The sequence below is a fragment of the Psychrobacter sp. BI730 genome, from assembly GCF_013414195.1.
Classification (GTDB): domain Bacteria; phylum Pseudomonadota; class Gammaproteobacteria; order Pseudomonadales; family Moraxellaceae; genus Psychrobacter.
Map to the genome: position 1 here is coordinate 1 of NZ_JAATTV010000013.1, position 23,450 is coordinate 23,450.

The 23,450-nt window shown below is 43.2% G+C and carries 16 protein-coding genes, 1 tRNA gene and 1 pseudogene; 17 read left to right on the forward strand and 1 reads right to left on the reverse strand.

Annotated elements, in window-relative coordinates:
- From tuf to HCZ91_RS10305, 11 genes and pseudogenes are all read left to right on the forward strand, one after another.
- Positions 1-135 (forward strand): annotated as a pseudogene (gene tuf, locus HCZ91_RS10255) (elongation factor Tu); the annotation flags it as partial.
- A 329-nt stretch (positions 136-464) separates the two neighbouring features.
- A tRNA-Trp gene (locus HCZ91_RS10260) sits at positions 465-540 on the forward strand.
- A gap of 51 nt (positions 541-591) precedes the next feature.
- A complete protein-coding gene (gene secE, locus HCZ91_RS10265) occupies positions 592-1,077 on the forward strand; it encodes a preprotein translocase subunit SecE (protein ID WP_179799314.1) in 486 nt (161 codons plus the stop codon).
- Between the two features lie 71 nt (positions 1,078-1,148).
- Positions 1,149-1,679 (forward strand): transcription termination/antitermination protein NusG, encoded by a 531-nt coding sequence (nusG, locus tag HCZ91_RS10270; RefSeq protein ID WP_057761729.1) that lies wholly within the window; start codon positions 1,149-1,151, stop codon positions 1,677-1,679.
- Positions 1,680-1,769: 90 nt separating this feature from the next.
- The gene (gene rplK, locus HCZ91_RS10275) at positions 1,770-2,201 is read left to right on the forward strand and encodes a 50S ribosomal protein L11 (RefSeq protein WP_057761727.1); all 432 of its coding nucleotides are present in this window, start codon (positions 1,770-1,772) and stop codon (positions 2,199-2,201) included.
- Complete coding sequence (gene rplA / locus HCZ91_RS10280; protein WP_057761725.1) at positions 2,201-2,902, forward strand: 50S ribosomal protein L1; 702 nt, start codon at positions 2,201-2,203, stop codon at positions 2,900-2,902. Before rplK ends, rplA begins: the two co-directional genes overlap by 1 nt.
- Positions 2,903-3,359: 457 nt before the next feature.
- The gene (gene rplJ, locus HCZ91_RS10285) at positions 3,360-3,887 is read left to right on the forward strand and encodes a 50S ribosomal protein L10 (RefSeq protein WP_057761724.1); all 528 of its coding nucleotides are present in this window, start codon (positions 3,360-3,362) and stop codon (positions 3,885-3,887) included.
- 120 nt (positions 3,888-4,007) lie between these two features.
- The gene (gene rplL, locus HCZ91_RS10290) at positions 4,008-4,379 is read left to right on the forward strand and encodes a 50S ribosomal protein L7/L12 (RefSeq protein WP_057761722.1); all 372 of its coding nucleotides are present in this window, start codon (positions 4,008-4,010) and stop codon (positions 4,377-4,379) included.
- Between the two features lie 764 nt (positions 4,380-5,143).
- Entirely contained in the window at positions 5,144-9,262 is a 4,119-nt protein-coding gene (gene rpoB / locus HCZ91_RS10295) for a DNA-directed RNA polymerase subunit beta (RefSeq protein ID WP_179799315.1), read from the forward strand.
- A gap of 151 nt (positions 9,263-9,413) precedes the next feature.
- Entirely contained in the window at positions 9,414-13,631 is a 4,218-nt protein-coding gene (gene rpoC / locus HCZ91_RS10300; protein ID WP_101204293.1) for a DNA-directed RNA polymerase subunit beta', read from the forward strand.
- A 166-nt stretch (positions 13,632-13,797) separates the two neighbouring features.
- Entirely contained in the window at positions 13,798-14,322 is a 525-nt protein-coding gene (locus HCZ91_RS10305; protein ID WP_101204294.1) for a DUF6586 family protein, read from the forward strand.
- Positions 14,323-14,482: 160 nt separating this feature from the next.
- Here HCZ91_RS10305 and HCZ91_RS10310 read toward each other — a convergent pair whose 3' ends face one another.
- A complete protein-coding gene (locus tag HCZ91_RS10310; RefSeq protein WP_179799316.1) occupies positions 14,483-17,119 on the reverse strand; it encodes a PBP1A family penicillin-binding protein in 2,637 nt (878 codons plus the stop codon).
- A gap of 193 nt (positions 17,120-17,312) precedes the next feature.
- On the opposite strand from HCZ91_RS10310, the gene pilM reads away from it, so the two are divergent.
- From pilM to aroK, 6 genes are all read left to right on the forward strand, one after another.
- Positions 17,313-18,368: a type IV pilus assembly protein PilM gene (gene pilM / locus HCZ91_RS10315; protein ID WP_102090385.1), complete on the forward strand. Its 1,056-nt coding sequence runs from the start codon at positions 17,313-17,315 to the stop codon at positions 18,366-18,368.
- Positions 18,368-19,021 carry a PilN domain-containing protein gene (locus HCZ91_RS10320; RefSeq protein WP_102093193.1) on the forward strand — a complete coding sequence of 218 codons (654 nt, stop codon included), beginning with the start codon at positions 18,368-18,370 and terminating at the stop codon, positions 19,019-19,021. The genes pilM and HCZ91_RS10320 overlap by 1 nt, the downstream gene beginning before the upstream one ends.
- Positions 19,018-19,737, forward strand: a complete 720-nt coding sequence (pilO, locus tag HCZ91_RS10325) for a type 4a pilus biogenesis protein PilO (protein ID WP_179799317.1) — start codon at positions 19,018-19,020, stop codon at positions 19,735-19,737. The genes HCZ91_RS10320 and pilO overlap by 4 nt, the downstream gene beginning before the upstream one ends.
- Positions 19,737-20,270, forward strand: a complete 534-nt coding sequence (locus tag HCZ91_RS10330) for a pilus assembly protein PilP (protein WP_179799318.1) — start codon at positions 19,737-19,739, stop codon at positions 20,268-20,270. Before pilO ends, HCZ91_RS10330 begins: the two co-directional genes overlap by 1 nt.
- A gap of 27 nt (positions 20,271-20,297) precedes the next feature.
- On the forward strand, positions 20,298-22,649 hold the full coding sequence (gene pilQ / locus HCZ91_RS10335; protein WP_179799319.1) for a type IV pilus secretin PilQ: 2,352 nt from the start codon (positions 20,298-20,300) through the stop codon (positions 22,647-22,649).
- 205 nt (positions 22,650-22,854) lie between these two features.
- Positions 22,855-23,415 carry a shikimate kinase AroK gene (aroK, locus tag HCZ91_RS10340; protein WP_102093188.1) on the forward strand — a complete coding sequence of 187 codons (561 nt, stop codon included), beginning with the start codon at positions 22,855-22,857 and terminating at the stop codon, positions 23,413-23,415.
- The last annotated feature ends 35 nt before the right edge of the window (positions 23,416-23,450 follow it).

Here is a 23,450-nt window from a genome sequence, read left to right on the forward strand (position 1 = left end):
GTAATGCCTGGTGATAACGTTGAGATGGGCGTAGAGCTTATCCACCCAATCGCTATGGACAAAGGTCTTCGCTTCGCTATTCGTGAAGGCGGCCGTACTGTAGGCGCTGGTGTTGTTGCTAACGTATTGAACTAAGACTTAAGTCTCAGTAATGAGCTTATGAGTTAGTCATAAAAAAGGCCATCCTATCTAGGGTGGCCTTTTTTTATTGGGATAGTGAAGCACGTTCAAAAATAGAATTAGACCTAGCGTGTATTAATGAATTGGCTATATGTGTGACAGATATAATTATTTGTTAGATAGCATATTGTAATCTACGGCATAGCTTGTTATATTATCGCTGCACTTAACGCTAGCAGTTATTTTAGATTGCGTCAGTGCAAAATCAGGTAAAATTAATAATTTTACCGTCAAGGGCTTGCATTCTATGCTAAATATTGTATAATGCTGTCCTTTACACCCATAGGCGATTGGCTCAATTGGTAGAGCATCGGTCTCCAAAACCGAGGGTTGTAGGTTCGAGTCCTACATCGCCTGCCATCTTCTTATCACATCTTTGTTGTACCCCACCATCTCCGAAGCGAGTTCTTTATGAGCAATGATCAAGATAACCTCGAGACTAAGTTATCTGATGCCAAGGCGGTTGCTGGTGGAATGCTGTCTAAAAATAAGCATGTTTCAGCTAGTGTTACTACTGCTGTTGAAGTGGCTAAGACTGGCTCAATAAAAGATTTGATTTTGTGGCTACTTGCCGCAGCTGTATTAATCGGTGCGACTCTAGTAAATCAATACTTACCAGGCTATTGGCAACCTGCCAACGATGTTTGGGTACGTATTGGTATTATTGTCGTACTTGTTGTATTTGCATTAGTCTGTTTGGCGCTAACGCATCAAGGCCGTGCTTTTAAAATATTGTTAAAAGACGCTGCCGTTGAGCTTCGCCGAGTGACATGGCCAGGTAAAGACGAAACCTTTCAATATACATGGCAAGTGATTGTCGTGATTGCGATTGCCGGTTTCTTTATTTGGTTATTGGATAACTTTTTTAATTGGTTCGTTGGTATCTTTATCGGTTAATAGCACGTATTAGTGACTATTAGCGAGACATTTACTCATAACGACTTATTTATAATGATCAGGAGCGTGATATGCGTTGGTATATTGTCCAAGCGTTTTCAGGATATGAAAAACAAGTACAACGTTCATTAACTGATCGTATTAACCGTAGTGACTTCGCTGAGTCATTCGGTGATGTATTGGTTCCTACTGAAGAAGTCGTCGAAATGAAAGACGGCAAAAAACGTAAGAGTGAGCGCAAGTTCTTTCCTGGATATGTATTGATCCAGATGGAGATGAACGATAATACTTGGCACATCGTAAAAGATTGCCCTCGTATTATGGGCTTCATCGGTGGTACGCCTGAGATGCCTGCACCGATTACACAAGTAGAAGCTGATCGCATTTTAAACCGTTTGAACCAGACTGAAACTGACCCACGTCCTAAGACTCTATTTGAGCCAGGCGAAGAGTTGTTAGTGATCGATGGTCCATTTACTGACTTTAAAGGGTTGGTAGAAAAAGTGGATTATGAGAAGTCTAAGCTACATCTGACAGTAAACGTATTTAATCGACCTACGCAGGTTGAGCTTGAATTTAGTAAAGTTGAAAAACTAGACTAAATTAGCAAAAAATTCATCAACCGGGGAGCTGTTAGTCAATTAGGTATATACCACGTTGATTTGGCGCTATCACCCATTTAGGAGAGTATCATGGCTAAGAAGATTGATGGTTACATCAAACTGCAAGTGCCTGCAGGCAAAGCAAATCCTTCACCACCTATTGGTCCAGCTTTGGGTCAAAAAGGCGTGAACATCATGGCGTTCTGTAAAGAATTTAACGCTGCGACCTCAGGCCAAGAGCCAGGCCTACCGATCCCAACTGAGATCACAGTATACAGCGACAAATCTTTTACCTTCATCATGAAGTCACCACCAGCTGCATACTTACTACGTAAGGCTGCTGGTATTGCTAAAGGTTCAGGTACACCGAACACTGCTAAAGTTGGTAAAGTTGACCGTGCACAACTAGAAGACATCGTTAAGACTAAGAATGCAGATTTAACTGCAGCTGATCTTGACGCTGCTGTCCGTACCATCGCTGGTACTGCACGTTCAATGGGTATTACCGTGGAGGGTGTATAATGTCTAAGCTAACCAAACGTCAAAAAGAAATTCAAAGCCGTATTGATAACGAAAAACAGTACACTATTGAAGAAGCGGTTCAAATCCTAAACGATTTGCCAGCGCTAAAATTCAAAGAGTCTATCGATATCGCAGTAAACTTGGGCGTTGACCCACGTAAATCTGATCAAGTAGTTCGTGGTGCAACCAACCTACCTGCGGGTACTGGTAAAACCAAACGCGTTGCTGTATTTGCTCAAGGCGCTGCTGCTGAAGCCGCTAAAGAAGCTGGTGCAGACATCGTTGGTTTTGAAGACCTAGCAGAGCAAATTAAAGCCGGTAACATGGACTTTGATGTTGTTATCGCAGCTCCAGATGCAATGCGTGTTGTTGGTCAGTTAGGTACTATCCTAGGCCCACGTGGTCTAATGCCTAACCCTAAAGTTGGTACAGTAACGCCAAACGTTGCTGAAGCTGTGACTAATGCGAAAGCTGGTCAGGCTCAGTACCGTGTTGATAAAGCTGGTATCATCCATGCAACTATCGGCCAAGTTGGTTTCACTGCTGATCAAATCGAGCAAAACGCGCAAGCGATTCTTTCTGATCTAAAGCGTGCTAAGCCTGCTACTTCTAAAGGTACTTTCATTAAGAAAATTACCTTGTCTAGCACGATGGGTCCAGGTCTAACGATCGACGCTGTTCCTTATCGTACTGCTAAATAATTAAAGTTTTTATCTTCAAATATTTTGAGTGATAAATACAAACAGTTTTTAAAAAATTAGGTCAGCGTAGTATTTGCTACGCTGTCTAAGACCGTAGGTAGAGAGTAGTTTAGAGTCATAGTTAGCGATCTTCGGATAGTTGTTTATGATGATAAGTCACTTTTGTTAATCGACGACAGATGAAAATCTTAGTTGTCCTACGCAGACGGTGGCCCACACAGTTTAAGACACGAGCGAATAGGGCGGTAAGGTTATTTATAACCTTCAAACTATTACTCAACGTCATTCTGATAACGGTGCCGTAATCAGTCGTTACCAGTAGATGCTTTTTTTATTAATTGAATCCACTGGTAATGTGTCGTATCAAGTCAGTCTTAGCTTACAGTTTGAGCGCATAAAAACCTTGTTTTTGGCACTTTTATTATAAGTCGATTGATAAGATTAAAGGAGTCAACTTATGGCATTAACGCTAGAACAAAAACAACAAGTTGTGGCTGAAGTGTCTGAAGTTGCTGCTAATGCTTACTCAGCAGTAGCTGCCGAATATCACGGTATTGGTGTTGCACAGCTTACTAAGCTGCGCGAACAAGCTCGTGATAAAGGTGTTGTTTTGAAAGTGGTAAAAAATACACTAGCAAAACGCGCTTTTGAAGGCACTAAGTTTGAGAGCATGTCAGACCGTATGACTGGTCCACTACTTTTGGCTTTCTCTATGGAAGATTTGGGATCTGCTGCTCGAGTCGTTTTCGACTTCAGCAAAGATAACAAAGCTTTAGAGACCAAATTAGTATCAGTCGGTGGTGAAGTTTATGGTCCAGAAGAGCTAGAGCGCGTATCGAAGCTACCAACTCGCGACGAAGCAATCTCTATCTTGATGGCTACTATGAATGCACCAGTGACCAAGCTTGTCCAGACTATGAACGCTGTTCCTGGCAAGTTCGTTCGCACTGTAGCGGCAATCAAAGACGCAAAAGAAGCTGCTTAATTGCTTGTTTTAACGTAACTTTAACATCGCTAATTTTGGTTGCATTTTATTGTCACATTAGGCAAGCAATCAAGGCGATATTAGAATCAATTAATTTTTATCAGATAACGGAGAGTTCTCATGGCACTATCTAAAGATGACGTGTTAAATGCAATCGCTGAAATGTCAGTAATGGATATCGTTGAGTTAATCAGCGACATGGAAGAAAAATTCGGCGTAACAGCTGCTGTTGCTGCTGCACCTGCTGCTGCTGGTCCTGCTGCTGCTGCTGCTGAAGAAAAAGACGAGTTTGACGTAGTTCTTGCCAGCTTTGGCGAGAAGAAAGTTGGCGTAATTAAAGCCGTACGTGAAGCTACTGGTCTTGGCCTAAAAGAAGCGAAAGATTTGGTTGAAAGCGCTCCAGCTCCAATCAAAGAAGGCGCATCTAAAGCTGAAGCTGAAGAGTTGAAAAAGAAACTTGAAGAAGCTGGTGCAACTGTTGAACTAAAATAAGTTTAACACTGTACGAAAAAAAGCTGGTAATGCCTTGCATTGCCAGCTTTTTTTTACTATAATTCGTAGCTTGACCTTTTGTGTCTGCCAACATACGTATGCAACATCACGGTGGATACCCATCAAAAGGACAGACGATATACATGCAAGCACACATGCCAGTTTTTGAAATCAGTTAATATTAGCTAAACGTCTGTAGATGTTTGGCATTTTTTTGTGTCTGCATGCTTTCCTATCAACACTATAGTTTATACTGATTCTAAAAGTTATAGTTACCCCGATTATTAATCCTGAAAAAAGCGGTATTCTTAAAAAAGCTGTTGATCATAAGTTGCCTACTTGGTGTGGCATGACTGTCGATATTCAGTCTCATAGACAGTTTGTATGTGTAGGGAACATGGTTCGGTAATAAGTAGTCTAGATGGCAAGTGGTATGGATGCAATCTTAATAGACATTATTTCCCAGCAAGGTATTTGTAAATTAAGCCTGATAGGCAATGTGTTATAGATTATATAATATTGAATTTTTTGGTTGCAACAGTCATATAGACTGATTCACTTACCATGAATTTAGCAAGCAACGATGAGATTAAGTGAAGTGTGCTAGGTAAGCACTGAAGAGTAAAGTAGTAATTGACAGAAAAGACATGAACTGAACACGAAGACCCGTTTTATATTATCGTTTACGTCGCCACGTTTGCATCGTATTTATGCATACTGGCCACGCTTTTAATTTGTTTCCACGTTTACTGTAAGGACTCTCGATGGCATATTCTTATACTGAAAAAAAGCGTATTCGCAAAAGTTTTGCTGAATTGCCCACTGTAATGGACATTCCCTATTTACTGTCTATTCAAGTAGATTCTTACGAGCAATTTTTGCAAGAGCACAAAAAGCCGAAAGCTCGTGAGAATACTGGTTTGCAAGCTGCGTATTCCTCTATTTTCCCAATTGAGAGTCACTCTGGTAACGCAGAGCTACAATTTGTTGAGTACTATTTAGGCACGCCTGAATTTGATGAGCGTGAGTGTATCTTACGTGGTTCAACGTTTGCTGCGCCAATGCGTGTCAAAATCCGTTTGATCATCAAAGACAAAGACAGCAAAGACAAAGATAGCAAAGCTGCTATCAAAGATATCCGTGAGCAAAGCGTTTACATGGGCGAGATGCCTTTGATGACGGCTAACGGTACATTTATTATCAATGGTACTGAGCGTGTTATCGTATCTCAGCTACATCGTTCACCTGGTGTGTTCTTTGATCATGATAAAGGTAAGTCGCACTCAAGTGGTAAAGTGCTTTATAACGCACGTATCATCCCTTACCGTGGTTCATGGTTAGACTTTGAATTTGATGCAAAAGATTTAGTATTTGCTCGTATTGACCGTCGCCGCAAACTACTTGCGTCAATCATTCTACGCGCACTTGGTCTAACAACTTCTGAAATCTTAGATTTGTTCTTTGATAAAGTTGCTGTTTATAAAGGCGAAGAGCAGTTTGAAATTGATTTAGTTGCTGATCGTCTACGTGGCGAGATGGCTCAGTTTGATATCGTATCACCTGAAGGTGACGTTATCGTAGAGCAGGGCAAACGCATCAACGCCCGCCGTATCCGTCAGCTTGAAGAAGCAGGTATGACGAAGATTGCTGTGCCTGATGAGTACCTATACGAGCGTATCTTGGCAGAAGATATCGTTGTTAATGACGAAATCATTGCTAAAGCAAACACGCCAATCGACCATGAGTTATTGGTTAAATTGAGCGCGTTTGAAGCCAGTGAATCTATCAAAGAATTCAGCATTCTATTTACGAACGATATCGACCAAGGTAGTTATATTGCCGATACGCTACGTGCAGATAGCACGTCAAGCCGTGAAGAAGCGTTGATCGAAATCTACAAAGTAATGCGTCCAGGTGAGCCACCAACGGTTGAAACTGCTGAGAAACTGTTTGAGAGCATGTTCTTTAATGCAGATCGTTATGACTTATCAAACGTCGGTCGTATGAAGTTCAACCGTCGTCTTGGTTTAGAATTTGATAACACTGATGATCCTGATATCCAGCGCGAACGCAGTGTATTGACCAACGATGATATCGTTAACGTTCTAAAAGAGCTTATCGAGATTCGTAATGGTCGCGGCGATGTCGATGATATTGACCATCTTGGTAACCGCCGTATTCGTTCAGTAGGCGAAATGGCAGAAAACCAATTCCGTGTTGGTCTAGTACGTGTTGAGCGTGCTGTAAAAGAGCGTTTAAGCTCAGCAGAATCAGACAACTTGTCACCACAAGATTTGATTAACTCTAAGCCAGTAGCGGCTGCGGTTAAAGAATTCTTTGGTTCAAGCCAATTGTCACAGTTTATGGATCAGAACAACCCGTTGTCTGAAGTTACCCATAAGCGCCGTGTATCAGCGTTAGGACCTGGTGGACTAACTCGTGAACGTGCAGGCTTTGAAGTACGTGACGTACATGATACGCATTATGGCCGTGTATGTCCTATTGAAACTCCTGAAGGTCCAAACATTGGTCTGATCAACTCACTAGCAACGTTTGCTAAAACCAACAGCTTTGGCTTCTTAGAAACGCCTTATCGCCGTGTGGTTGATGGTAAAGTGACTGACGTTATTGAGTATCTATCAGCAATCGAAGAAGTAGGTACTGTCATTGCACAGGCTGATTCTCCGATGACTGAAGATGGCGCGTTATCTGACGAGATGGTCAGTGTACGTAGCTATGGTGAATTTGTTCGTATGCCGCCAGAAAAAGTGACGCATATGGATGTATCACCAAGTCAGGTAGTATCGGTTGCAGCAGGTCTGATTCCGTTCCTAGAGCATGATGATGCTAACCGTGCCTTGATGGGCTCGAACATGCAGCGTCAGGCTGTTCCTACGCTACGTGCTGATAAGCCGTTAGTAGGTACTGGTATGGAGCGTCACGTTGCTCGTGACTCTGGTGTTTGTGTGATCGCTAAGCGTGGCGGTGTGATTGAAGATGTTGATGCATCACGTATCGTGGTTCGTGTAAACGAAGACGAGATGACTGCTGGTGAAGCAGGTATCGATATCTATAACTTGATCAAATACACGCGCTCTAACCAAAACACTTGTATCAACCAACGTATCATCGTTAACCAAGGTGACGAGATTGCTTTGGGTGATATCTTGGCTGATGGTCCATCAACGGATCTTGGTGAGCTAGCACTAGGCCAGAACATCCGCATCGCATTTATGCCGTGGAATGGTTACAACTTCGAAGATTCAATCTTGTTATCTGAAAAAGTAGTTAAAGAAGATCGTTTCACTACTATTCATATCCAAGAATTGACTTGTGTGGCTCGTGATACCAAGCTAGGTACAGAAGAGATCACTGCTGATATTCCAAACGTTGGTGAAGCAGCATTATCAAGTCTTGATGAAGCAGGTATCGTCTATATCGGTGCTGAAGTTGACGCTGGTGATATTCTAGTTGGTAAAGTGACGCCAAAAGGTGAAACGCAACTAACGCCAGAAGAGAAACTACTACGGGCTATCTTTGGCGAAAAAGCGGCTGATGTGAAAGACACTTCACTACGCGTACCGACTTCAAGTAAAGGTACGGTTATTGACGTACAAGTATTCACCCGTGACGGTGTCGAAAAAGATGCGCGTGCTAAAGCGATTGAAAAATCACAGCTTGATAGCTACCGTAAAGATTTAAAAGAAGAGCTACGTATCTTTGAAGAAGCAGCACGTGGTCGTATTGGTAATCTATTAGATGGCCAAAAAGTCAGCGGCGGTGCTGGTCTGAAAGCCGGTACAGTGATGGCATTGGCTGATATGAAAGATATGAGCCTTGAGACCTTACTTGACATTCAACCAGTCGAAGAAGAAATCTCTGAGCGTCTAACGCAAATCGCTGATTACTTGGTTGATAAGCAAAAAGACATCGATGTGAAATTTGCTGAGAAAAAACGCAAATTGACCGCTGGTGATGACTTGCAACACGGTGTACAAAAAATTGTTAAGGTTTACCTAGCCGTTAAGCGTCGTATTCAGCCTGGTGATAAAATGGCTGGTCGTCATGGTAACAAGGGTGTGGTATCGCGCATTATGCCGGTTGAAGACATGCCTTATGACGAGCACGGCAATACCGTTGACATCGTCTTGAACCCACTTGGTGTACCATCGCGTATGAACATCGGTCAGGTTCTAGAAACGCATTTGGGTATGGCAGCGAAGGGCTTGGGCGAAAAAATCGACGGTATGCTGAAAGCACAAGCAGCGATCAAAGAGCTACGTGACTTCTTGGACAAAATCTATAACCAAGTAGGTGGTGAGCAAGTTGATCTTGATAGCTTGAGTGATGATGACATCATGGCGCTAGCAGACAACTTACGTGGCGGTGTACCGATGGGCACAGCAGTATTTGACGGCGCAAGAGAAAGCCAAGTTAAAGACTTGCTCGAGCTTGCTGGTATGGATCGCGATGGTCAGCAGACGTTATATGATGGTCGTACAGGTCAGAAGTTTGACCGTAAAGTAACTGTCGGCTACATGTACATGCTCAAGCTTAACCATTTGGTTGATGACAAAATGCATGCGCGTTCAACGGGTTCTTATTCTCTAGTGACGCAGCAGCCATTGGGTGGTAAAGCTCAGTTTGGTGGTCAGCGCTTCGGTGAGATGGAAGTATGGGCACTAGAAGCATACGGCGCGACTTACACGTTGCAAGAAATGCTAACGGTGAAGTCGGATGACGTTGAAGGCCGTACTCGTATGTACAAAAACATCGTTGATGGTGAGCAGTATATGGATCCAGGCATGCCTGAGTCGTTTAACGTACTGACCAAAGAAATCAAATCACTGGGTATTAATATTGAGTTAAAACAAAGCAACTAGCCCGTTGTTTAACTTAGTTGTCCACTAAAGGCAGTCTGCTTTATTGCTGCTGCTTTTAGTGATTTGTCTCAACCCTATTCATTGCCTTCATTCATCTTATCTGCGTCAATGGTACGCTGTCAGATGATTATAAAGATAACGGAGAAGCAACTTGAAAGATTTACTCGATATCATGCAAAGCCCTACCGGCAACGGTAACCAAGAGTTTGATAGCATTCAAATTACTTTAGCCTCACCTGACGTTATTAAGTCATGGTCGCACGGCGAAGTGAAAAAGCCTGAAACCATCAACTATCGCACGTTTAAGCCTGAGCGTGATGGTCTCTTTTGTGCCAAAATCTTTGGCCCAGTAAAAGACTTCGAATGTTTATGTGGTAAATATAAGCGCCGTAAGTTCCAAGGCGTTATCTGTGAAAAATGTGGTGTTGAAGTCACGACTGCTAAAGTTCGTCGTGATCGCATGGGTCATATTGACCTAGCCAGTCCTGTGGCGCATATTTGGTTCTTAAAATCATTACCAAGCCGCATTGGTCTATTATTAGACATGACGCTACGTGATATCGAGCGCGTTCTATATTTTGAAAGCTATATCGTTACTGAGCCTGGGCTAACTAGCTTAGAAAAGTACCAGTTGCTTGATGACGAAGATTATTACAAAGCGCTTGAAGAGTTTGGTGACGAATTCACAGCCAAGATGGGTGCTGAAGCCGTTCAAGACCTATTGAAAGATATCGATATGGATCTTGAGATTGATGAGCTTCGTGAAGCGATTCCACAAACTGGTTCTGAGACTAAGCTTAAAAAAATGTCTAAGCGTCTTAAATTATTAGAAGCATTCCGTGACTCTAATAACAAGCCTGAGTGGATGGTAATGAATATCTTACCAGTCTTACCACCAGATTTACGTCCGCTAGTACCGCTAGAAGGTGGCCGTTTTGCGACATCTGATCTTAACGATTTGTATCGCCGTGTCATCAACCGTAATAATCGTTTGAAGCGTCTATTGGAGCTTAGCGCCCCTGATATCATTGTGCGTAACGAAAAGCGTATGCTACAAGAGTCAGTCGATGCGTTGCTTGATAACGGTCGCCGTGGTCGCGCCATCACTGGCAGTAACAAGCGTCCATTGAAATCTTTGGCAGATATGATCAAAGGTAAGCAAGGTCGTTTCCGTCAGAACTTACTTGGTAAGCGTGTCGACTACTCTGGTCGTTCGGTTATCGTTGTAGGCCCAACACTACGTCTACATCAGTGTGGTCTACCTAAGAAAATGGCACTAGAATTATTCAAGCCATTTACTTATAACAAACTATTGTCTCATGGTTTAGCGACTACGATTAAAGCTGCCAAAAAGATGGTAGAGCGTGAAGAGCCACAAGTGTGGGATATGCTGGCCATGGTTATCCGTGAGCATCCGGTACTTCTTAACCGTGCGCCAACACTTCACCGTTTGGGTCTACAGGCATTTGAGCCAGTATTGATCGAAGGTAAAGCCATCCAGTTGCATCCGCTTGTTTGTACTGCATTCAACGCCGATTTCGATGGTGACCAAATGGCCGTTCACGTGCCATTGACGCTAGAAGCACAGCTTGAATCACGTGCCTTGATGATGTCTACCAACAACATCTTGTCACCTGCGAACGGTGATCCGATCATCGTACCATCTCAGGATGTTGTACTAGGTCTATATTACATCAGTCGCTCGTCTATCAATGCCAAAGGCGAGAGCATGATTTTTGCTACCGTTAATGAAGCATTGCGTGCAATTGGTTCAAACGACCTACATGTAAACGCCAAAATCAAAGTGCGTGTTACTGAGACACAAATTGACGAAGACGGTAACGAGACCAAAGAAATCAGTATCAAAGATACGGTTGCTGGTCGTCTACTTATCTGGAACATCATGCCTAAAGGTATGACGTTTGATGAGTGTAACCAAGAGATGACGAAGAAAAACATCTCTCGTTTAATCAACTCTTGCTACCGTAAAGTTGGCGTAAAAGAAAGTGTTATGTTTGCTGACCAATTGATGTATCTTGGTTTTGCTCAAGCAACACTATCTGGCGTGTCTATCGGTATCGACGACATGGTCATTCCACCACTTAAAAAGCAAATCATCGAAGTGGCAGAAGGCGAAGTTCGCGAAATCGAAGATCAGTTCGAGCAAGGCTTTGTAACTGCTGGTGAGCGCTATAACAAAGTAGTTGATATCTGGTCACGTACCAATGACAAAGTCGCTAAGGCGATGATGGACAACTTGGCAACAGATAAAGTTATCAACGCACAAGGTGAAGAAGACGAGCAGAAGTCATTCAACTCTATCTTCATCATGTCAGATTCTGGTGCTCGTGGTAGTGCGGCACAGATTCGTCAGTTGGCTGGTATGCGTGGTTTGATGGCGAAACCAGATGGCTCAATCATTGAGACACCGATTAAAGCCAACTTCCGTGAAGGTTTGACAGTACTACAGTACTTCATCTCAACTCACGGTGCACGTAAAGGTCTAGCAGATACAGCACTGAAAACAGCTAACTCAGGTTACCTAACTCGTCGTCTAGTTGATGTGGCACAAGATTTGGTTATCACGAGTGATGATTGTGGTACTGAAGAAGGCCTACTCATGAAGCCACATATCCAAGGTGGTGAAATCATTGAGAAATTAGGTGAGCTAGTACTGGGTCGTGTGACTGCTCGTGACGTTACTTATAATGACGATGCTGATAAAGTATTGATTCCAGCTGGTACATTGATCGATGAGTACTGGGTTAACGTCCTTGATAACAACGCAATCGATGATATCTGGGTACGTTCAGTAATTACTTGTGATATCGAACATGGCGTATGTTCACAGTGTTATGGTCGTGACCTTGCACGTGGTCATAAAGTGAATATCGGCGAATCAGTCGGTGTTATGGCAGCTCAGTCTATTGGTGAGCCAGGTACTCAGTTAACCATGCGTACGTTCCACGTGGGCGGGGCAGCGAGTTCAGCCTCTGTAGACAACAGCATCTCTGTACGTAATGCTGGTCAAGCGCACTTTGAAAACATGAAAACAGTACAGCATACCGATGGTCACTTAGTCATCGTATCGCGTTCAGCTGAAATCGCATTGACCGATGAGCTTGGCCGTGAGCGTGAGCGCTATAAAGTACCGTACGGTTCAAGCGTACTTGTGAAAGACGAAGAGCAGGTTGAAGGCGGTCAAACTATCGCTAAATGGGATCCGCATACGCATCCAATCATCACAGAATTTGCTGGTACAGCACGCTTCAGTGACATCACTGATGGTATGACTGCAACAGTAAAAGTTGATGATGCGACTGGTATGAGCTCATTTGAGATTCTAGCTACTCGTGACCGTTCAAGCTCAGCAAAAGACTTACGTCCTGCGATTATCTTGAACACTGACGAAGGCAAAGAAGTGGTTTACTTCTTACCAGCTGAAACTATCATCCGCGTAAGCGATGGTGAGAAAGTGGCAGCAGGTTCGATTCTAGGCCGTGTACCACAAGCGTCTTCTGGTACGAAAGATATTACCGGTGGTCTACCACGTGTTGCTGACTTGTTCGAAGCACGTCGTCCAAAAGATCACGCCATCATGGCAGAAATGACTGGTGTGGTAAGCTTTGGTAAAGAGACTAAAGGTAAGAACCGCTTCATTATTACTAATGAAGATGGTGAAGTACATGAAGAGCTAATCCCTAAATGGCGTCAAATCAACGTCTTCGAAAACGAGACGGTAGCACGTGGTGAAGTGATCGCTGATGGTCCACAGAACCCACATGATATCTTACGTTTGAAAGGTCAGACTGCACTTGCTGATTATATCGTCAACGAAGTACAGGACGTTTATCGCTTGCAGGGTGTAAAAATCAACGACAAGCACATCGAAGTTATCATTCGTCAGATGTTGCGTAAAGTTGAAATCACTGACGGCGGCGATTCAAGTCACTTCAAAGGTGATCAGGTCGAGTATGCAGATATCAAAGCATTGAATGCGAAGCTAGAAGCGGAAGATAAATTCCCAGTACAGTTTGAGCGTCAATTACTAGGTATCACCAAAGCAAGTCTAGCAACTGAAAGCTTTATTTCAGCGGCTTCTTTCCAGGAAACAACCCGTGTACTAACTGCGGCTGCTGTGACTGGTAAAGTGGATGAGCTACGTGGTCTGAAAGAAAACGTGGTTGTGGGTCGCTTGATTCCTGCAGGTACGGGTCTTGCTTATCATAAAGCACGTAAAGAGAAAGCAGATCAGAAGCTACAAGATAAAGATTTGAATGCAGCGTTTGATATGACTGCAAGCACTGATAGCAAAGACTTTGCAAGCTTCGACGAAGCATTTGCTCAAGAGTTAAATCAAGATAATTAATCGCATTAAGTATCCTGATTCATTCTTAATTTGATAAAAAAGCCAGCCTAAGTTGCTGGCTTTTTTGTGCGTATAAAAAACTGAGAAAGGCATGGTGCTATTATCTAAAAAAATAGTACACTGGAAATAGGCTCTAATTCACTACTTATAGAAGGATAATTAGCAAATGGCAGGTAAAACTCGCGTCGCCAAATATCAAGCAGATCGAACCAATCAAAAGTTATATTTCTGTCGTTTATCTTGCCAATCTGCAGGAAGTACCAATGATAAGCAGTTATACCAAGCACACTGTGAGACTGCTATTTTTCACTTGCATGGTGCTTTATTGGCATTTATTCAGGAGCTCGGTCATTTCTATAGCCTAAATATGACGGCGCCAACTTTGCTCGATATTGAGCAAGCACTGAGCGAGCGTACCCAAGTATCTCCTGAGATTCAGCGTTTACAGCAACTGCAACAGCAAGGTTTTATCGCCAATATAGAACGTGCTTATCAGCGTTGTCTTTATGCAGTACCGCCAGATACTATCGTCGATGAAGCGCCAAGCAGTCATTCAGCGTCGCCAGACTTGATTGTCAATGTTGTCACTTTATCTAACCAATGGCTACCTGATGAAACAACGATACGGGAATGGCGTAATCAGCTTTTAGAGTTGATTGAACAACTGCGTGCAGGTATGGTTGAATTCTAATAGGAAGTAAACCAGAAGATTTATTCTTTGACCGCTATTTATTGAACCATTTTAAAGTATGATTAAGTAGGGTAGGCCATAGTCTACAGCGCATAAAAAAGGCTTATTCAGTCATTGCTGAATAAGCCTTTTTCTTATTAACTAAAAATAGTCTTGTTTGTTACTCTGGCATCGGTGGCATACTTTCAACGGGTGTCACCGTTAATGGATTTTCCGGTACGCTGTCATCACTACGATTGCTACTTGGTTTCGTTGATGGTGGAGTGCTCGTCTCCTCAGTAGGCTCTGGAACCGAAGGCTTACGCTGCTGGGTTTGAGTCTTGACTGGTTTTGCTGATTTATTGGAGGCGTCGTTAACTAGGATACCATCATCAGTCATCTCTATGATACTTTGCTGTTGCTTTCTGGATTTTGAGCGATTATTGATAGATACCCATTGGCTTGGCGTGTCTTTCAGCTGAGCTTTCATAAAGTCCATCCATACTGGCAGCGCTGCCACACCACCATATTCACGGCGGCCCATAGTAGATGGTTGATCGAATCCCATCCATACTACTGTCGCATTGGTAGGATGGAACCCTGCAAACCATGCGTCTTTGGCCTGATTGGTGGTACCAGTTTTGCCACCGATATCATTGCGACCTAATGCCTTTGCTCTTACCGCTGTACCGCGTTGGACTACATCGCGTAGTATATCGGCCATCTCAAAAGCGACTCTAGGTTGCAGTATGCGCGGTGCTTGTTTGGCCCTTACATATTGTACGGCAGGCGCTTTTAGGCGGTCTGACTGTGGACCTGCGTTATATACCGTTAAATCAAGCTCTTTATCTGTTGTTTCGCTATCATCATTACTTTTCGATGATGAATTATCAGCGGTTATTTCATTAGTACTATCATCAGGCGCTTCAATTGACTTCTCATACTCTTCAACTAAGCTGCTATTAACCTTCTCAAGTTTTTCGTTAAAGCATAGTGCACACGCTTGACGTGGATTTGCCTGAAACAACAGCTCGTTTTTATAATTGTAAATTTGTTCAATAAAGTAAGGTTGGACACGATGACCACCATTGGCGAAGGTTGAGTAAGCCGTGGCCATTTGTAATGGTGTGGCTTGTCCTGCTCCAAGTGCTAATGACAAGGTTGTTGGTAGCTTTTCTTTATCAAGACCGAATTCATCTAATAGGTTGCGCGTACTTGAGATACCGATCGCTTGTAACAAGCGAATAGATACGAGGTTACGCGACAAATATAAACCACGACGTAAAGTGATATCACCTAAGAAACGTTCATCAGAGTTTTTCGGTTTCCAGTCACCTACTTGAATAGCTCGGTCAGAAACGATGGTATCTGGACGATAACCTTTTTCTAAAGCAGCGGTATAAACAAGTGGCTTAATGGTTGAGCCAGGTTGACGCCAGCCCTGTAGAGCGCGGTTGAACTTACTGTGGTTAAAATCAAAGCCACCAACCAATGCATTGACAGCACCAGTCTCTGGATTTAACGAGACCAAACTGCCTTGAATTTTAGGTATTTGACCTAGTTGCCAGTTGCCATTCGTAGTAGGTATCACACGAACGATATCGTTTTTCTTAACAACTTGACTGGCATTGCTAGGGTAATAACCAATACGGTCAGCAGAAATATATTTACGTGCCCATTTCATACCAGACCAATTAACGGTCACTTCTTCACCAGATTGTAGGACTGCATTAAAACTACGAGAATTGACTTTGGTCACTTTGGCAGGAGACATATTGCTGTAGCGTTGGAAGTTCTCGAGAGGCTCATCATTTGCTTCAGCCCCGCGCCAACCATGGCGATGCTCGTAGGCAATCAATCCTGTTACTACTGCTGCTTCTGCATCTGTTTGCGCTTTACTATCTACTGTGAGACGTACGCGCCACCCACCGTGCATGACTTGATCGCCATAACGTTCGACCAAAGAAGCGCGCGTCATTTCTGCCAAATAAGGCATATTTACATCGAGCTTTTCTTTATATAGGTTGATACCTATAGGGGAGTTGACCGCTTCATCGTACTGAGCTTTAGTAATATAGCCAAGCTCATGCATGCGTCCAACGATCCAGTTGCGGCGAGTCAGTGCACGGCTAGGATTGGCAACAGGATTATATTTAGAAGGGGCTTTTGGTAGGCCGGCTAACATGGCCATTTCAGCAATGGTTAGATTGTCTAATGACTTACTATAGTATTTTTTGGCCGCTGCACGAATGCCGTAGGCACCTTCGCCCAGATAGATTTTATTGACATATAGCGTCAAAATATCATTTTTACTCAGCTCGTCTTCGATTTTCCGCGCCAAAAACAACTCTGTGAGTTTGCGGTTTAAAGTACGTTCTGGACTTAAGAAATAGTTTTTAGCGACCTGCATCGTAATGGTAGAGCCACCGGTCTGACCATCGTCATCAGTGACTGCTTCGGTGACAGCGCGACCAAGACCTTTAATGCTAATTCCACTATGCTGAAAGAAAGAAGCATCTTCGGCCGCTAAAAAAGCATGTGTTAAATCTTCAGGAATCTCATCAAAACTAACTGGTAAAGATAAACGATTGCCGTATTGGCCAATTAATTTATCATCACTACTATAAATCTGTAATGGCATTTCTAGTTTAGCCGTCTTAATCTCTTGCGTACTAGGTAGGGTCGGCGATAGATACATGGCCATCCCATAAAAACCAATAGGTACAGCAAGTGCTAGAACAACTGCCAATGCTAGGCAAGCGATAAAGAGTCCCACCAAAAAGCGAATGAGACGAGCGGTAGCATTTGTTTTGGCCATAATAAGACTTATTAGTTAGAATTTGTAGCAGACAATATTATTATACATTGAACAAAATAGGCAGGTCATAATAAATGTGTAAGTTGGTCTTAATATATTTTTAAATGCTTGAATCTATCAATTAAGTAAAGTATTGTATTGAATTATTACAAATAATTACCAGATTGTACACTTAATATAAGGTATAGAGCTAGTGAGGCTATTTACTTCCAAAAGTCGACATTTGATTGGCGTGGATATTTGTGCCACTTCAGTAAAGTTGGTTGACATACAGCGTCAGCAAGGCATGTTCCACCTAAAATCTTATGGTATTGAAAGACTACCGGAAGGTATCGTGGTTGATAAGATTCTAGTAGATACAGAAGCTGCTGGTAATATTATAACGGTCTTGGCACGACGCTGCCAAGTCGCGGGTAGCAATGCTGCGACCGCTGTTTCTGGCTCTGCGGTGATTACTAAAATCATTGATATGGATATGACACTCAGCGATGTTGAGCGTGAGGCGCAAATACGTTTGGATGCTGACCAGTATGTGCCTTATCCATTAGAAGACGTCAATCTAGATTTTGAAGTATTAGGACCGTCTTTGGTTAGTGAAGATATGGTTCAGGTGTTGCTTGCTGCCTCTCGCTCAGAGAACGTCGACCAACGTGTCGATGCTTTGGCCTTTGGTGGCTTGCAAACGAAAATTATGGATATCGAGTCTCATGCAATCGAGCGCGCGTTTGGATTGATGGTAGATAGCCTACCGAATGTACCAGAACTAGTAGCGTTGGTAGATATTGGCCATAATCAGACCACATTATATATCGCTAAGAATGGCGAGTTTATTTATAGTCGTGAGCAATTGTTTGGCGGTGCTCAGCTGACCGAGGCAATACAAAATCGCTATGGCCTATCAGCAGAAGAAGCGACATTGAGTAAACGCGAACGTACCTTACCTGATGATTATTATCCTGAAGTACTGACCCCTTTTATAGAAAATACCATTCAACAGATCACTCGCTCTTTACAGTTTTATTTCTCATCAAGTCAATATAGCAGTATCGATCATGTTGTGCTTGCAGGAGGCAGCAGTTCTATTGCAGGTCTCGCTGGTATGGCACAACAAAAGCTGGGTGTAACTGTTAGTGTTGCCAACCCTTTTACCAATATGACTATTGCACCAAATATCGATAATGAGCAACTGGCGGTTGATGCGCCAAGCTTAATGGCTGCATGCGGTCTTGCGTTAAGGAGCTTTGACTAATGGCTCGTATTAACCTTTTACCTTGGCGACAAGAAGAGCGTGAACGTCGTAACAAAGAGTTTATGACATTGATAGTGGCGGTGACATTACTGACACTATTAGCAGCTTTTGCTTCATGGAGTTATTTTAATAATGAACTTGATGAGCAGCTTGATGCCAACGCATTGATCGAACAAGAAAACACTCGCTTAGACACCGCATTGACCGAGATCGACAGTTTAGAGCAGCGCCGTGAAGACATTATTTCACGCATGCAAGTCATTCAAGACTTGCAGGGACGACGTCCTGTGCCTGTACGTTTATGGGACGATCTCGCTAAAGCTATTCCACCAGCACTTTATCTAAATAACCTCAAACGTGAAGGCGATACGCTAACTTTGACAGGCTTAGCGGATAATCCAAATATTGTGTCTAGCCTGATTCGTAATCTTGATAACAGTAAATGGATGGGCAACTCAGCAGTAAGTAATATTCAACAGAATATTAGCGCTTATGAGGCTGCTCCAGCCCTCAACAATACGGTTAATACTGGTGAGCAAGCGCGCCCTGTTTATCCTGAAGATAGTTACGTACAGTTTGTAGTAACGACTAGAGTACAATCTGAAACTCCGACTGCTGCTGTTACCGATACTGGTCTAGGAGGTGCATTATGAAGCTTATCCGCAAAAAGAGCCTCTCTAAAACCAAAAAATCTGCTTTAAAGCCAAAAAAGCAATTTGATCTAAATGAGTTTCGCCGTAGTTTTGAGTCGCTAGATTCAGAAAATTATGGCAGTTGGCCACTACCTGTAAAAGTGACAGTGATTGGACTTATCATTACCTTCATCGCAGCATTGTCATGGGCATTACCCATCAGTAGCAAAATTGACGAGATTAATGCGGCTGAAAGCCAGCAGCAGACTTTACTCGATAGTTACCGCGAAAAAGAGTCGCGCGCACGTCATTTAAAAGCGTATCAGGCGCAAGTTGTCCAAATGGAAACTGAATTTAATACTTTGTTGGATCAGTTGCCGAAAGATACGCGTGTGTCAGAATTGGTAGAAGGCATAAACATGACAGGCGTTGGTAGTAATATCCGTTTTCAGGATATTTCAGTAGAGCCTGAAATTGAAAATGAATTCTTTATTGAGCAGCCAATACGTATCGCGGCTTTGGGTGAGTACCATCAGTTTGGTAGCTTTATCAGTGGTCTGGCTGCACTGCCTCGAATTATCACGATGCATGATTTTGAAGTCAGTAACCCGCAGCCTACTTTAGATGTTTTGCCAGAGCTCAATTTAGTCTTACAAACTAAGACTTATCGCTCTAAAGAAGCGGCTCCTGAAGGCGATGCAGCCGCTGCTACTGATGCAAATGCAGGAGGCAACTAATGAATATCCAAAGAATGCACATGCTATTGGTTTTAAGTGTCACTGTTTTATCTATGACAGGGTGTAGTGACCGTATAGGTATGGCAGAGCAGGCAATGACCGATATCCGCAACCAGCCTGCACAGCCTATTGAGCCGCCGCCTAAAGCCGAGCTGGTAGAGGATTTTGTATATAGCGCTAGCTCGCAGCGTAGTCCATTTTTACCACCGAGTTTAGTCAATGTACAAGGCCCGACCACTCCTATAGATGGTGTACGACCAGATATCAACAGAATCAAAGAACCGCTTGAGCAGTATGAATTGTCGCAATTGATCTTCCGAGGTGTGGTGATTTCGCCCGAAGGTCAGCGATATGCATTGATACAACGTCCTGATGGTTCGGTTGCCAGTGTTAAAGTAGGCGATTATCTTGGATTGAATGACGGCCGTATTGTTGAAATCACGCCGACCCAGGTTAACTTGATTGAAATTGTGCCAGATAGCCGCGCAGGGTTTGTAGAAAAACCCCAGTCGCTGGTATCCCCTATAAGCTAAGTCGGCAGATTTTTTGAGGAATAAATAATGACAGTACGCAATAACAAGGTAATGATGATGAGCAACCGCATGTCTTCTGCTTTTGCCATTTCAGCACTGGCGGTCAGTATGGTGGCTGTGACTAATAGTGCTCATGCTGCACAGCGCATCGATAATGTCTCTGTAGTACAGACCGCACCTGCAGTGACGCAAATGCGTTTGGGGTTTACAGGATTGCCAGTATTGCCTGCAGCCTATCAGCTTGATGATCCTAGTCGCTTAGTCCTAGATTTCGAACAAGTACAGAATGGGCTTGCTAGCCGCTTTAACGAATATAATATCGGTGCGATCAATGACGTTACGACGCTAAGCAGTGACAGTACCACGCGCCTCATCGTTGGTTTAAAAGAATCCGGAAATTATACAACAGCGATTGAAGGCAATGATTTATTGCTAACCATCACTGACCCTAATCGTCCCGTCATTACCAGCGACCCGATTCAAGATGTGCTCAATAACAATAATAGTATGACAACGACCGCAATTGTTACGCCTATTGTTGAGAGCTCCACTGTACCAGTAGCACCTGTACGTACTACGAGCAAGGTTGTGGTGAAGAACGAAGTACCAGCTGATACGATGGTTGTCAGAGTCAATCCGCTTTTGAACCCGCAATTGGCAGCTTCACAAGTAAGCAAACAGTATAGTTATGATGGGCTAAGCGCAGTCAATTTTTCAGCAGGTAACGATGGTGGCGGTAACGTCAGTATGGTACTGGCCAACGAAGCTATTCCAGTAGATGTGCAGCGCCAAGGTAATAAACTTGTCGTACGTTTGACTGGTAGTACGGTTCCGAGAAACTTATTGCGCCGATTGAATATTAACAGTGGTCTTGTTGGTAGTATTGATACCAAAAACCAAGGACAGAATGGCGTCGTCACCATTAACATGAATGACGATTATGAGTATCAGGCTTACCAATCAGGTAATCAGTTGAATATTGGTATTAAAAAGCCTGAGTTGTTACGTGAGCCGACGCTGGAAGAAAGAGTTTATAGTGGCGAACCGCTATCTATGGAATTCCAAGATGTTGAGGTTCGTAGTGTCTTAGATATTTTGGCGCAGTTTACTGAGATGAATATCGTGGCAAGTGATTCTGTTGCTGGTAACATCACTTTGCGTTTGATTAATGTTCCTTGGGATCAAGCCCTCGATATTATTTTGAAAAGTAAAAATCTAGGCAAGCGTGAAAATGGTAATGTAATTTTGGTGGCGCCTTCTACTGAGCTCGCTGAGCAAGAAGCACGTGAACTAGAAGCACAGCAAGCTGTTCAATCTTACGCACCTTTGCGTACTGAGTACATTCGTTTAAGCTATGCAAAGGCACAAGATGTTTTAACGCTTATTTCGCAAGGTAGCGGCGCGACCGGTAATAATAGTGGCCTATCAAATCGTGAGGATAATAATACGTTGTTGTCCAATCGTGGGACGGTAACGGTTGACGAACGTACCAATACTTTGATTATTAAAGACGTTGCTGACAGTATCGAAAACATTCATAAACTAATCAGCAAAATTGATATTCCTGTTCGTCAAGTCATGATTGAAGCACGTATCGTCAGTGCAACTGATAGCTTCAGTAAAGAGATTGGTGTTCGTTGGGGTATCTTGTCAAATGGTGCGGCCAACAACCGCAGTTTACTGGTTGGCGGTAGCGATCAAACCTTATGGGATTTAAAAGATTTTGATGTAGAGACGACGACCGTTAATGGTCAAACCGTTTCTTATCCTTCTTATGACATTAGTCGTCCTGATAACTTAAACGTTGATTTGGGTGTTTCCAACCCAGCGGGTAGTATCGCCTTTGGTTTGCTCAGTATGTCTGATGTGATGCTAGATCTTGAGCTATCGGCACTGCAAGCGGATAACCGTGGTGAAGTTATTTCTACACCTAAGATTTTAACCGCAGACAAGCAGACAGCAAAGGTCTCTTCTGGTACTCAGATTCCTTATCAAGAAGCATCAGCCAGTGGTGCGACGACAACCAGCTTTAAAGAGGCTGCATTAAGTCTAGAAGCGACACCAAATATCACACCTGATGGTAAAATTGGTTTGCAATTGGTCATTACCAATGGCACGCCGACTATCATCAATAATCAGGTTGCTATCTCTGAGGATTCTATATCAACCAATGTTATTATTGAAGATGGTCAGACAGTGGTGCTAGGCGGCGTCTTTAAAAACCGTACCAATAACGAAGTAACTAAGGTCCCTTTCTTAGGTGATTTGCCTTATATTGGTCGTGCTTTCCGTAAAGATGTACGAAGCAACGACAAAGAAGAGCTACTTATTTTCGTAACTCCGAAGCTTATTAATGATGGTACGAGTCGTCTGAACTAGTCCTAAAGCGGTTAGCTAGTTGCTAAAAAAAGTAAGCCCTAGTGCTTACTTTTTTTATGCGCGAGATTAGTGGTTTTCGTATTGTAATATCTATGTATGTACCGATGAATGATGCACTCTAAATTTTACTCACAATAATCACGGCTCATTACTAGCCAGAATAACAATGACGTTGTATCATACCTAATTTAGCTGAGTAAGTATTATGGGGCAGGAATTACCGTCGGTGTTTTTAGTGGGTCCGATGGGAGCAGGGAAGACGACAATCGGAAAACTGCTTGCCAAGCAGTTAGGTCGCACTTTTGTAGACAGCGATTGGTATATTGAATCGCAGACAGGTGCCGACATTGCTTGGATATTTGCCAAAGAAGGTGAAGCAGGTTTCCGTGAGCGTGAAACGCGTGCCATTGATGAATTGACCCAAAACTCTCAAATCGTATTAGCGACCGGTGGCGGTGCAGTCATGTGTGCTGAAAACAGAGAGTTCCTAAAACAGCGTGGCATTGTCGTTTATCTTAACGCACCGGTTGAGGTGCAACTAGCCCGTACCTCTAAAGACAAGTCTCGACCATTATTGCAGCAGCCTAATCCTAGAAAGATATTGCAAGATTTGTATAGTGCTCGCGATCCACTCTATCGCCAAGTCGCCCATATTATTATGCCTACTGGTCACACGTACCCACGCCACATGGTCAATCAATTGATGCAGCAGTTAGAATCATTCGTCGATTGCACTACCGACGCATCAGCGCACCAAGAAGACTAGTAATAGACTGGCAACTACGATATTGATATGCAGAC